Origin of the sequence: Actinoplanes xinjiangensis, from assembly GCF_003148685.1 — a bacterium.
In the GTDB taxonomy this organism is placed as follows: Bacteria; Actinomycetota; Actinomycetes; order Mycobacteriales; family Micromonosporaceae; genus Actinoplanes; species Actinoplanes xinjiangensis.
Window position 1 is genome coordinate 42,223 of the sequence record NZ_QGGR01000005.1, and the last position, 11,676, is coordinate 53,898.

At 71.2% G+C, this 11,676-nt stretch carries 11 protein-coding genes; 1 reads left to right on the forward strand and 10 read right to left on the reverse strand.

Going from position 1 to position 11,676, the window contains the following annotated elements; translation table 11 throughout:
• Window positions 1-4: 4 nt before the first annotated feature.
• Window positions 5-634 carry a TetR/AcrR family transcriptional regulator gene (locus BC793_RS12565; protein ID WP_109593020.1) on the reverse strand — a complete coding sequence of 210 codons (630 nt, stop codon included), beginning with the start codon at window positions 632-634 and terminating at the stop codon, window positions 5-7.
• A 212-nt stretch (window positions 635-846) separates the two neighbouring features.
• Here BC793_RS12565 and BC793_RS12570 point away from each other — a divergent pair, with 212 nt between their 5' ends.
• A complete protein-coding gene (locus tag BC793_RS12570; protein ID WP_109592554.1) occupies window positions 847-1,962 on the forward strand; it encodes an epoxide hydrolase family protein in 1,116 nt (371 codons plus the stop codon).
• Between the two features lie 144 nt (window positions 1,963-2,106).
• Here the strand turns inward: BC793_RS12570 and BC793_RS12575 are convergent, their stop codons facing one another.
• The 9 genes from BC793_RS12575 to BC793_RS12620 form a co-directional block, all read right to left on the reverse strand.
• Window positions 2,107-2,685: a hypothetical protein gene (locus tag BC793_RS12575; RefSeq protein ID WP_109592556.1), complete on the reverse strand. Its 579-nt coding sequence runs from the start codon at window positions 2,683-2,685 to the stop codon at window positions 2,107-2,109.
• Window positions 2,686-2,746: 61 nt separating this feature from the next.
• Window positions 2,747-3,988, reverse strand: coding sequence for a vWA domain-containing protein (locus tag BC793_RS12580; RefSeq protein ID WP_109592558.1), 1,242 nt, complete (start codon window positions 3,986-3,988; stop codon window positions 2,747-2,749).
• Window positions 3,975-5,270, reverse strand: coding sequence for an SRPBCC family protein (locus BC793_RS12585; protein ID WP_109592560.1), 1,296 nt, complete (start codon window positions 5,268-5,270; stop codon window positions 3,975-3,977). The genes BC793_RS12580 and BC793_RS12585 overlap by 14 nt, the downstream gene beginning before the upstream one ends.
• Complete coding sequence (locus BC793_RS12590) at window positions 5,267-6,118, reverse strand: AAA family ATPase (protein ID WP_109592563.1); 852 nt, start codon at window positions 6,116-6,118, stop codon at window positions 5,267-5,269. Before BC793_RS12590 ends, BC793_RS12585 begins: the two co-directional genes overlap by 4 nt.
• Window positions 6,105-6,677 (reverse strand): nucleotidyltransferase family protein, encoded by a 573-nt coding sequence (locus tag BC793_RS12595; RefSeq protein ID WP_109592565.1) that lies wholly within the window; start codon window positions 6,675-6,677, stop codon window positions 6,105-6,107. The genes BC793_RS12590 and BC793_RS12595 overlap by 14 nt, the downstream gene beginning before the upstream one ends.
• Window positions 6,674-7,831, reverse strand: coding sequence for an XdhC family protein (locus tag BC793_RS51235; RefSeq protein WP_239169959.1), 1,158 nt, complete (start codon window positions 7,829-7,831; stop codon window positions 6,674-6,676). The genes BC793_RS12595 and BC793_RS51235 overlap by 4 nt, the downstream gene beginning before the upstream one ends.
• 22 nt (window positions 7,832-7,853) lie before the next feature.
• Window positions 7,854-10,247, reverse strand: a complete 2,394-nt coding sequence (locus BC793_RS12610) for an aerobic carbon-monoxide dehydrogenase large subunit (RefSeq protein ID WP_109592567.1) — start codon at window positions 10,245-10,247, stop codon at window positions 7,854-7,856.
• Window positions 10,244-10,738 carry a (2Fe-2S)-binding protein gene (locus BC793_RS12615; protein ID WP_109592569.1) on the reverse strand — a complete coding sequence of 165 codons (495 nt, stop codon included), beginning with the start codon at window positions 10,736-10,738 and terminating at the stop codon, window positions 10,244-10,246. The genes BC793_RS12610 and BC793_RS12615 overlap by 4 nt, the downstream gene beginning before the upstream one ends.
• Before the next feature lie 4 nt (window positions 10,739-10,742).
• Window positions 10,743-11,660, reverse strand: coding sequence for an FAD binding domain-containing protein (locus tag BC793_RS12620; RefSeq protein WP_307784568.1), 918 nt, complete (start codon window positions 11,658-11,660; stop codon window positions 10,743-10,745).
• Window positions 11,661-11,676: the final 16 nt, after the last annotated feature.

Sequence of the window (11,676 nt, forward strand, 5' to 3'; positions counted from 1 at the left end):
CTCCTCACACGGGAGGGTCCTGCCGCGGCAACCAGCGCCAGCTGAGCTCGGCCCAGGAGGGTGCCGGTCCGGGCAGGGCCATGCCGGCACGCAGCCCGTCGAGCAGCATCGCCAGATAGCGGCGGCGCAGCGATGTGGTGCGGACCGGGTCGGGCACGCGCACCGCCGCGCACATCTCCAGCAGCATCGTCAGATCGGCGGGGACGGCCTCGGCGCGCATCTGTGGTCGGGCCCGCTCGAAGAGAGCGGTGGCCAGCGCGTCGGCCCGGACCGCGTCGGCGCTCATCTCCTCGGTGGGGGTGAACGTGCCGGCCAGGTGCACCGTCAGCGAGTGCACGTCGGCCTCGACGACCCCGTGCACGAACGCTTCGAAGGCGGCCCAGTCGTCAGCGGTGGCGGCGGCGCGCTCGGCCTGGTCGATGAAGGTCAGCAGGCCGTCGTGGCAGAGCCTGCGGAGCAGGTCCTCCTTGCCGGCATAACGCCGGTAGAGGGCGCTGATGCCGACACCGGCACGCTCGGCGACGGCGGCGACGGGCGCACGCTTGTCGGCCAGGAAGACCTCTTTCGCCGCCGCCAGGATCGTCACGTCGTTGCGTGCCGCCTGGCGGCTCCGGCCGGACGTCGGATTCGCCATGCCACTCAGCATAGCGGAGCGGAATGCTCTGTTCCGTTCGACGCCCAGGTCTGCTAGATTGAAGCGGAACGAAGCATTCCGTTCCGAATTGCTCCCGCCTCAAGGCATCCCGCCTCAAGGCATCCCGCCTCAAGGCATCCCGCCCCGAGGCATCCCGCCCCGAGGCATCCCGTTCCAAAGTTGACCGTTCCGAAGCTGAAAGAGGAACCGGCATGACCGCGATCCGCCCCTTCCGCATCGACGTCTCCGAGAGCGACCTCCAGGATCTGCGCGACCGGCTGGCCCGCACCCGCTGGACACCGGAGATCCCGGGCCAGGGCTGGCAGCGCGGCGTCCCGGTCGACTATCTGCGCGGCCTGGCCGCCTACTGGGCGGGCGAGTTCGACTGGCGGGCGGCCGAGGCTCGGCTCAACGCGCTGCCCCAGTTCCTCACCGAGATCGACGGGCAGACCCTGCACTTCGCGCACGTCCCCTCCACCGACCCGGCGGCGACCCCCCTACTGATCACCCACGACTGGCCGGCCTCGTTCGCCGTCTACCTGCCCGTGGTCGAGGCGCTGCGCGAGCACTTCCATCTCGTGCTCATGAGCAACCCGGGCGTCGGCTACTCCGGTCCACTCACCACTGCGGGCTGGACGACGGCACGGACCGCCGCGGCGTTCCATGAGGTCATGTCGCGCCTGGGCTACGAGCGGTATGGCGTTCAGGGCACCGGCGGAGGCGCCGCCATCGCCGTCGAGATGGGCCGGCAGGAGCCCACCAAGGTGATCGGCGTGCATGTCAACGGGCACATCACCTTCCCGTCCGCCGACCCGGCCGACTTCGCCGACCTGACCGAGGGGGAGCAGGCTCGTCTGGGCCGCCTCCAGGAGTTCCGGGACGACAAGATGGGTTTCAACGCCATCCAGTCGACTCGGCCGCAGACCCTGGCCCACGGCCTGCACGACTCCCCCGCCGGCCAGCTCGCATGGATCATCGAGAAGTTCAAGGAGTGGACCGATCCGGCGGCCGACCTCCCCGAGGACGCCGTCGACCGCGATCTGCTGCTGACCAACGTCAGCCTGTACTGGTTCACCGGGACGGCCGGCTCGTCGGCGAACCTCTACTGGGAGATGGCACACGACCCGACCGCGTGGGCGCCGAGGCCTCAGTCCACGGTCCCGCTGGGCGTCGCACTCGGCGTCACCGACGTCACGATCCGGCGTTTCGCCGAGCGCGACGCGCCGGTCACCCACTGGACGGAGCTACCGGCCGGCGGCAACTTCCTCTCCGCCGAGCAGCCCAAACTCTTCAGCGACGACGTGCAGACCTTCTTCGACTCGCTCTGACAGCGCCTCCGACTCGCTCTGACACCCCGCGCTGCGGCGATCCTCGCGCGGCACCCGCGCCGGGAGGTTGCCAACGCCGGCACCCCGCGCTCGGGACCCTCGGGTCCTCACGTCAGGGACGCCCCGCGGGGGTTCACACCCGGGTCATCCACCGGAGCTGACGGCACGAAAGACGATGGTCCGGCTGAAGGTGGTGCCGTCCACCTGGTAGGCGTGGCAGCCCGGGCCGGCGACCGTGGTCGTGGCGGGCAGGTCGTTTGTCTCCCTGGTGAGTTCGGCGTAGTGGCCACCGTCGCGCTCCTCGCCTGTGTAGGAGAACGTGACACCGGCCGATCCGGGGGCGTCGATCCGGGCCGCCCGCACGAGGACGGGGCCGGAATAGCCGACGCCGATCCAGCGGACCTTCTTCACGTAGGTTCCGTCCGGCTGCCGGTCGTCGGGTCGCAGTTCGAGTGCGGTATCGCCGCGGAAATAGTCGGCGACCGGATAGAGCGGGCCCTCACCGAGGACCTGGCCGGTCTGACCCGGACCGGACCAGGGACGCACCGCTGTCACCGGACATGCGGCGCCGGCAGGCACCTCGGGGAGCCGCAACGGCGGCACCGTGAACGTCGCGGAGGCGGACGGCACGGGCGGGTCCGGCAGGGTGGGCGTCGAGCTGTCGCAGCCGGTGACGCACAGTAGCAGCACGGCGGAGGCGAGTGTCCGGCTGGTGCGCGGCATACCCGCAGTATTCGCCTACGCCGCCCAAGAACGCGACCCCGCCGGGAGGGGTAGGCGGGCGCTATCTCGCCGGGGAGGAGCGGAACGAGGCCGGACGGGAGAGGTCGCGCAGGTGGTGGACGGCTTCGGTGAGGTCGGTGAAGGTGGCGGCCGGGAGGAGGCGGTCGCAGAACGGCAGCGCGGCAGCCATGCCGCCGACCTTCGGGGTCCAGCCGGGTGTGCCGGCACGGGGATTCAACCAGAGAACGCGGTACGCCCTGCGCCGTAACCGGGCCATCGCGGCGGCCATCGCCTCCGGTGGGTCGCTGTCCCAGCCGTCGGAGGCGACGATGACCACGCCGCCGCGGACGGTGTCACCGTGATGGGAGTCGAGGAGGGCGGTGATGTTGCCGGCGATCCGGGTGCCACCGAAACGGTCGTCGACGGCGGCGCCGGCCTGGTCGATCGCCTCCCTGGTCGAGGTGTGCCGCAGCGGGACGGTCAGGCGGGTGAGCCGGGTCGCGAAAGCGAAGACCTCGGCGTCGGCGACGGTCGTGAACGCGCGCATCAGCTGCAGATAGGCGGCGGCCTGCGCGCGCATCGACTCGCTGACGTCGCAGAGCATCACGACGCGGCGCGGCCGGGGTACGGGACGCTCGCGGACCACCGTGATCGCCTCCCAGCCGGTGCGGCGCGCCCGTGCGATCGTGGGGCGCAGAGCCACCCGCCGGCCGGCCGGGTCGGTGCGGTGACGACGGCCGCGCCGCTGTGGCCAGTGGGTGAGGGCCGCCCGCAGCGCCGCGCCGAGCGCCTCGGTCTGGGCCTGGTCCAGTTCCTCGAAGGGGACGTCGGCGAGGGCGGCCAGCGCGCTGGGCTGAAGTTCGGGCAGGCCGAGGCCGTCATCGGCGGATTCGTCGTCGGCGGCCACCGCGGCGGGCAGGGTGGCCCACGGCAGGCCCTCTCCTTCGGTCGCGGTCTCGCCGCCGGTTCCCGGGACGGCGACGTGCACGCTGTTCTCACGGCTCTTCGGGGGCAGGGCCGAACGACTCAACGGCAGCGGAGGCGTGTCGTCGAACACGGTGGCGAACACCCGGTCGAAGACGGCGAGGTCGTCGTGGCGGCGGACCAGCGACACCCGGGCCGTCCAGTAGAGAACGGTCCGGGACGTCGGTGGGCTGACGGCCAGCGCCCGGACCAGGTCGTCGGTCTCGGTGATACCGACCCGCAGGCCGGCACGGCGCAGCCGGGCCACGAACGCGACGGCGAACGCGGCCCGGTCCGTGCCGCGCAGCAGCACCGGGGCGGCGGGTTCAGCCGCGGGCAACGAACCAGACGATCACGGCGGCGACCACGACGGCTCCGACAGCGACCGGGATGACGCGCTTGTAGATCGAACCGCCGGCGACCGCGAGCAGGTCGATCGCCTCCGGCTCCGCGGTGTGCAACGCCCGCTCGGAAGTGAAAGCCGCAGCAGCGGAAGAGGTGGCGGGCGCCGCGGCGGATGAGGCTGGCGAGGCAGCGGAGAGGTCAGCGCCGGGAGTGCGGAGTGGAGCGACCGGCTCCGGGGTACCGGGCGCCGTCTCCAAGCGGCCGGCGGCCGGTTCGATCTCACCGGCGGACGGGTCCGGGACAATCGCGGGCGCGGCGCCATCGTCGGTCTTCGGCCCGGCGGGCGCGACAGCACCGAGCGCCACCGCGGCCTCAGGAGCGGTCGCGACGGCAGCCTCGGAGACAGCGGAAACCGGCTCGGCGGCGGGCGAAGCGACGGATGACGCCGCAGGAGAAGCGGCGGATGAGGGTGGTGAGGCGGCGGAGAGGTCGGCGCCGGGGGTACGGAGCGGGGCGACCGGCTCGGGAGTACCAGGCGCCGTCTCCAGGCGGCCGACGGCCGGCTCCATCTCACCGGCGGAAGGCTCCGGCGCAATCGCGGGCGCGGCGCCATCGTCACTCTTCGGCCCGGCGGGCGCGACAGCACCGAGCGCCACCGCGGCCTCAGGAGCGGTCGCGACCTCAGCCTCAGGAACAGCCGACACCGGCTCGGCAGCGGCGGGCGAAGCGGAAGAGACAGGCGCGGCACCGGGAGAGGCGGCGGGCGGCGAGCCGGGCGGCGGGGCGGCAACGGCACCGGGGGCGGACGCGGCCGGGGTGGGTGTTGCGGTGTCGGCGGCCAGTTTGGCCTCCAGGTTGGCTACGAACTGGGCGAGCAGCTTCGACGACACCTCCTTGATCATGCCGCTACCGAACTGTGCCAGCTTTCCGCTGATCTTCAGGTCGGTGTCGACGGAGACCTTGGTGGCGTTGTCGCCGGCGGGGGTCAGGGAGGCGCTGACCGTCGCGGACGCGTTGCCGGCGGAGCGGGCGTCGCGGCCCTTGGCGTCGATCACGGCGTGGTGGGTGGTGTCGTCCTTGGAGGTGAACTGGGCGGTGCCGGCGAAGTCGGAGATCACCGGGCCGACCTTGACCTTCACCCTGCCCTGGTAGACCTCGCCGTCGACGCCGGTGAGCTGGGCGCCGGGCATGCACGGGGCGATGCCCTCGAGGTCGGTCAGTACCTTCCAGGCCTGGTCTACCGGGATCGGCACGGTGAACTCGTTGGTGATCTTCATGGGGAGCTCTCCTGGGGTACGGCCGCGGCGATCGTGAGCCGGTCGTCGGGGGTCTTGGCGATGGTGCCGAGGGTGCGCAGGGTGTCGCCGGCGACGAGTTCGGTGGCGCCGAGAGCGGCCAGGGCGGAGACCCAGTCGATGGTTTCGGCCAGGCCGGGTGCCTTGTCCAGGTCGAGGGTGCGGACCCGGCCGATGAACTCGGTGGTGTCGCGGATGAGCGGGGCGGACGCCTCCGGCACGGCCCGCCGGACGATGGCGGCGACCTGTGCCGGGGGCGGGAAGTCGATCCAGTGGTAGAGGCACCGGCGGCGCAGCGCATCGTGCAGGTCGCGGCTGCGGTTGGAGGTGAGGACCACGATCGGCGGCCGGGTGGCGGCGAAGGTCCCGAGTTCGGGGACGGTGACGGCGGCCTCGCCGAGGAATTCGAAGAGCAGCGCCTCGAACTCGTCGTCGGCCCGGTCGATCTCGTCGATGAGCAGCACCGGCGGGGTGGGGCCGTCGTGCCGGACGGCGCGCAGGATCGGCCGTTCCAGCAGGAAGTCCTCGCTGAACAGGGAGGCGTCGTCGGAGGCGAGACCCAGCCGGATGTGCAGCAGTTGCCGCTGGTAGTTCCACTCGTACAGGGCTTCGCCGGCGGTCAGGCCCTCGTAGCACTGCAGGCGCAGGAACGGCGTGTCCAGAGCCTGGGCCAGGGCTTTCGCCGCTGCGGTCTTGCCGACGCCGGGTTCGCCTTCGAGCAGCAGCGGCTTGCCGAGGCGCAGGGCCAGGAAGACGGCCATCGCCAGGCCCTCGTCGGCCAGGTAGTCGACGGCGTCCAGGCGTTGGACGACCTCTTCAGGATTCTTCATGCGCCAGTAGCCGCTCGTAGTCTTCCGCGGTGTCCACGTCGACCGGCACGGTGCCGGCGGTGGCTATCTCGCTGACCGGGTGCTTCCCCGAATGCAGCAGCTTCCACACCGCCTTGTCGCCGTGCAGGGTGGACAGGTCGTCGTAGACGGGCCGGTGGAAGACGAACGGATGTCCCAGCCCGTCGGCGTACCGGCACACGCCGATCGGTGCGTCGACCAGGGCGACCCGCCGGACGTCGAACGGTGACACCAGCGGCTGGTCACCGAGGAGCAGCACGATCCGGTCGGTGTCGATGTGCGGGATCGCCGACCGGATCGACGACCCGCATCCGTCGCCGAACGCGGGGTTCTCGACGACCCGTACCCCGGAGAGGTCGACCTTGTCGCGGATCTCCGCGGCCGATCCGCCGAGGGTGACCACCAGGTCGTCGAGGTGGCAGGACCGGGCCATGTCGAGCGTGGCGTCGAGCAGGGTGCGGCCGCGGAACGGCAGCAGCTGCTTGGCCTCGCCGAGCCGCCGCGATCCGCCCGCGGCGAGCACCAGGCCCGTGACACTCATGAGTTCCGGCCGCGCGTGTGCTTCTTCAGGCAGCCGGGGCAGCAGTACCAGAAGTCGTGGCCGTCGACGACGGCGTGGTGGGTGTCCGGTCCGATGACGACGGTCATGCCGCAGATCGGGTCGGTCGCGGTCGCGGCGGGCGTCTCGGGGAGGAACGTGGCCGGCCCGACGGGCAGGGCCGGGCCGGCCACGAACTCTGGTTCGGCCTTGGCGAGGGCGGCGGCTTCGGCGTGCGACGCGGCCTTGGGCGGACCCGGGACCGACGCCGACGGTGCGGCCGAAGCCGCGGGCAAGACCGAAGCCGACGCCGCGGCCGAGACCGAAGCCGACGGTTCGGCCGAGACCGAAGCCGACGGTTCGGCCGAAGCCGCGGGCAAGACCGAAGCCGACGCCGCGGCCGAAGCCGCGGGCGAGACCGGATTCGAAGGTGCGGCCGAAGCCGCGGGGGCGGTGAGGCCGCCCGCCCGCATCTCGCGGACGATCTCGGCCAGGACCGACAGAGCGATCTCCCTGGGGGCACGGGCACCGATGTCGATGCCGGCGTGCGGACGTATCCGCGCGCGCTCGTCCACGGTCAGGTCCATCGCGTCGAGCAGGATCGCCGAGCGCGTGTGGCTGGCGACCAGCGCGATCAGGCCGGCGCCGGCGTCCAGGGCGGCGCGGATGGCGCGTTCCTCGTCACGGCCGAGCCCGGCCACGACGACCGCGGTGACACCGTCGTAGGAGCCGGTCACCTCGAAGTCGAGGAACCCGGCGAGTTCGGCGACGGCCCGGCTGATCGGGCTCTCCCCGGCCACCGCGACCAGCGGTTTCGGCAGCACCGGCCGGAGGAAGATCTCGATCGCCCCACCGGAGTGGCAGGGGTTGACGACGACGAGCGCGCCGGGCGTCTCGGGGAATCCGGCCGCGTCCTCGGGCAGCACCCGCAGCAGCATGGAGTTGCCGTCGCGCAGGGTGTCCATGGCCGCGGCCCGCACCGACGTCTCCGCGCAGACCCCGCCGACGAAGCCCTCGATGGACCCGTCGGCGAGGATGACCGCGTCGTCACCGGCCCGGGCGGAGGTGGGTTCCTGCGCCCGGACCACGGTGGCGTGCACGAAGGGCCGGCGCTGGGCGGTCAGCTCCCGGGCCCGCTCGGCTGTGCTCGTCGTCATCACGTACTCCTCGGGGTGGTTCTCAGATCGGCGGGGTGGCCTGGCCGCGCATCGCGTCCCAGACGCGGGACGGGGTGAGCGGCATGTCGGCGTGCCGGATCCCGAACGGCTTGAGCGCGTCGACGACCGCGTTGACGATCGCCGGCGGTGACCCGACGGTCGCGGATTCGCCGATGCCCTTGGCGCCGATCGGGTGGTGCGGCGACGGGGTGACCGTGTAGCCGGTCTCCCAGTCGGGCACTTCGAGCGCGGTCGGAATCAGGTAGTCCATCAGTGAGGCGCCGAGGCAGTTGCCGTCCTCGTCGAAGGAGATCATCTCCATCAGGGCCATGCCGACGCCGTCGGTGAGACCGCCGTGCACCTGCCCCTCGATGATCATCGGGTTGATCCGGGTGCCGCAGTCGTCGACGGCGATGAACCTGCGGACCTTGACCTCGGCGGTGCCCGGGTCGATGTCGACGACGCAGATGTACGCCCCGTGCGGGTAGGTCAGGTTCGACGGGTTGTAGCAGATCTGCGCCTCGAGACCGCCCTCGACGCCGTCCGGCAGGTCGCCCGCGCCGTGCGCCCGGAACGCGATCTCCTGGATCGTCACCGAGCGGCCCGGGTCGCCCTTGACCTGAAACGCGCCCTTGACCCAGTCCAGGTCGGCGACCGACACCTCCAGCATCGCCGAGGCGATCAGTTTCGCCTTGTCGCGCACCTTGCGGGCCACCAGGGCGGCAGCCGCACCGGAGACCGGCGTCGAGCGGCTGCCGTACGTCCCCAGCCCGAACGGGGTGTTGTCGGTGTCGCCGTGCAGGACGTCGATGTCGGCCGGCGGAATGCCCAGCTCCTCGGCGATGATCTGCGCGAACGTGGTCTCATGCCCCTGCCCCTGGGTCTTCACCGAGAGCCGGACGACCGCCTTGCCGGTCGGGTGGACCCGCAGCTCGCAGCCGTCGGCCATGCCCAGGCCGAGGATGTCCATGTTCTTGCGCGGGCCGGCACCGACCGCCTCGGTGAAGAACGAGATGCCGATACCCATCAGCTCGCCCCGGGCCCGCTTGAGTTCCTGCTCCTTGCGCAGTTCCTCGTAGCCGGCCATCTCCATGGCCAGGCGCATGGTGGGCTCGTAGTTCCCGGAGTCGTACACCCAGCCGGTCTTGGTGGTGTACGGGAACTGCTCGGGCTGGATGAAGTTCTTCAGTCGCAGCTCGGCCGGGTCCATCCGCAACTCGTAGGCGAGGGCGTCGACGATCCGCTCGACCAGGTAGACGGCCTCGGTGATCCGGAACGAGCAGGCGTACGCGACCCCGCCGGGCGCCTTGTTGGTGTAGACGGCGGTCATCTTGCAGTGCGCGGCCTGGATGTCGTAACTGCCGGTGAACACGCCGAAGAAGCCGGCCGGGTACTTCACCGGGGCGGCCGTGCCGTTGAAGGCGCCGTGGTCGGCCAGCACGTTCGTACGGATGGCGAGGATCCGGCCCTCGGCCGTCGCGGCGATCTCCGCGCGCATGATGTAGTCCCGCGCGAAGCCGGTGCTGATCAGGTTCTCCGAGCGGTCCTCCATCCACTTCACCGGTTTGCCGGTGACGATGGAGCCGACGATGCTGTGCACGTAACCGGGGTAGATCGGCACCTTGTTGCCGAAGCCGCCGCCGATGTCCGGCGCGATCACCTGGATCTTGTGCTCCGGGATGCCGGCGACGATCGCGTAGAGGGTGCGGTGCGCGTGCGGGGCCTGGGTGGTGGACCAGAGCCGCAGCCTGCCCTCGACCGGGTCGAAGTCGGCGACCGAGCCGCACGTCTCCATCGGGGCCGGGTGCACCCGCGGGTAGACGATGTCCTCCTTGACGATCACGTCAGCGGAGGCGAAGACCCGGTTCGTCTCCTCCTCGTCACCGGTCTCCCAGTCGAAGACGTGGTTGTCCGTCTTGCCTTCGAGGTCGGTGCGGATGACCGGGGCGTCCGGGTCGAGGGCCTTGCGGACGTCGACGACCGGTTCGAGGACGTCGTACTCGACGTCGATCAGTTCGAGGGCGTCCCGGGCCTGGTAGCGGTCCTCGGCGACGACGAACGCCACCTCCTGGCCCTGGAACCGCACCCGGTCGGTGGCGAGGACGGCCTGCACGTCGTTGGAGAGCGTCGGCATCCAGGCAAGGCCGAGGCCCTTGAGGGTCTCGCCGGTGACGACCGCCTTCACCCCGGGCGACGCCTCGGCGGCGCTGGTGTCGATGCTGACGATGTTCGCGTGCGCGAACGGCGACCGCAGGATCGCCAGGTGCAGCATGCCGGGCAGCTGGACGTCGTCGACGAACCGGCCGCGGCCGCGGAGCAGGCGCGCGTCCTCCTTGCGCAGCATCCGGCCGAACCCGACCGGATGCTGGTCGTTGTCGTCGAACTCGGTGAGTTTCTTGTCCTGGATGTCGGTCATGCCTGAACCGCCTCTTCGGTAGCGACAGCGGCAGCCTCGTGCACAGCCGCCCAGCGCACCGAGCGGATGATCGAGGAGTAGCCGGTGCAGCGGCAGATCTGGCCCGAGATGGCCTCGCGGATCTCACCCTCGGTCGGGTCCGGATTCTTGTCGAGCAGTGCCCGGCAGGTCATCAGCATGCCCGGCGTGCAGAAACCGCACTGCAGGCCGTGGCACTGCCGGAAGCCCTCCTGGATCGGGTCCAGCTCGGCGCCGTTGGCCAGGCCCTCGACGGTACGCACCTCGTGGCCGCCGGCCATCGCGGCGAGCACGGTGCACGACTTGACGGGTTCGCCGTCCATCCACACCACGCAGACGCCGCAGTTGCTGGTGTCGCAGCCCCAGTGGGTGCCGGTCAGGGCCAGGACGTCCCGCAGGAAGTGCACGAGGAGCATGCGGCCCTCGATCTCACGGGTGTACTCGGTCCCGTTGACGGTCATGGTGACCTGCATCAGCTCAGCTCCTCGCCCGTTCCACAGCCTTGCGCAGGGTGCGCCGGGTCAGCTCGTCCGCCAGGTGGCGCTTGTAGTCCGCGCTGCCGCGGGTGTCGGTGACCGGTTCGCAGCTGCGCGCCGCGATCGCCCCGGCCAGCTCGAACAGGCTCTCGTCGGGTTCGTGCCCGCGCAGGGCCGCCGAGATCTCCGGGATGCCGGTGGTGTTGGGGCCGACCGCGGCCAGGCCCACCCGGGCGTCGACGATCCGGCCCTGGTCCAGCCAGACCGCGGCGCCGGCGGACACCACGGCCCAGTCGCCGGCCCGGCGCTCGACCTTGGCGTACGCGCTGCCGACCCGGAAGGTCTTCCGGGGGATCCGGACCTCGGTGAGGATCTCGTTGTCCGCGACGGCCGTCTCGTACGGCCCGACGTGGAACTCCTCCATGGTGACGACCCGTTCCGACCCGCCCGGACCGCGGATGACGCAACTGGCGTCGAGGGTCGTGCACACCGCCGACAGGTCCTCCGACGGGTCCGCCTGGCACAGCGATCCGCCCAGCGTGCCGCGGTTGCGGACGATCGGGTCGGCGATCACCTTCTCGGCGTCCCGAAAGATCGGGAAGACGCCGGCCAGCACGTCCGACTCGAGAAGTTCCCGATGCCGGGTCATGGCCCCGATCCGCACCTCGTCGTCGCTGAGCCTGATGTAGCCGAGCTCGGCGTGCAGATCGTTGATGTCGATGAGATATTCGAAGTTGGCGAGCCGGAGCTTCATCATCGGCAGCAGGCTGTGACCGCCGGCCACCAGCCTCGCCGAGCTGCCCAGACGCTCCAACAGTCCGATGGCTTGATCCACGCTCGTGGCACGTTCGTACTCGAATGGAGCCGGCACCTGCACCCTGCACCTCCCGTGAAGTCGCGCAGACCCTCCCGCCGTCACGGTCCAATGTCAACAC

What these genes read in the sequence shown, in the direction of transcription:
- BC793_RS12565 (WP_109593020.1), bottom strand. Translation starts at nt 634, where the DNA reads ATGGCGAATCCGACGTCCGGCCGGAGCCGCCAGGCGGCACGCAACGAC.
- BC793_RS12570 (WP_109592554.1), top strand. Translation starts at nt 847, where the DNA reads ATGACCGCGATCCGCCCCTTCCGCATCGACGTCTCCGAGAGCGACCTC.
- BC793_RS12575 (WP_109592556.1), bottom strand. Translation starts at nt 2,685, where the DNA reads ATGCCGCGCACCAGCCGGACACTCGCCTCCGCCGTGCTGCTACTGTGC.
- BC793_RS12585 (WP_109592560.1), bottom strand. Translation starts at nt 5,270, where the DNA reads ATGAAGATCACCAACGAGTTCACCGTGCCGATCCCGGTAGACCAGGCC.
- BC793_RS12590 (WP_109592563.1), bottom strand. Translation starts at nt 6,118, where the DNA reads ATGAAGAATCCTGAAGAGGTCGTCCAACGCCTGGACGCCGTCGACTAC.
- BC793_RS12595 (WP_109592565.1), bottom strand. Translation starts at nt 6,677, where the DNA reads ATGAGTGTCACGGGCCTGGTGCTCGCCGCGGGCGGATCGCGGCGGCTC.
- BC793_RS51235 (WP_239169959.1), bottom strand. Translation starts at nt 7,831, where the DNA reads ATGACGACGAGCACAGCCGAGCGGGCCCGGGAGCTGACCGCCCAGCGC.
- BC793_RS12610 (WP_109592567.1), bottom strand. Translation starts at nt 10,247, where the DNA reads ATGACCGACATCCAGGACAAGAAACTCACCGAGTTCGACGACAACGAC.
- BC793_RS12615 (WP_109592569.1), bottom strand. Translation starts at nt 10,738, where the DNA reads ATGCAGGTCACCATGACCGTCAACGGGACCGAGTACACCCGTGAGATC.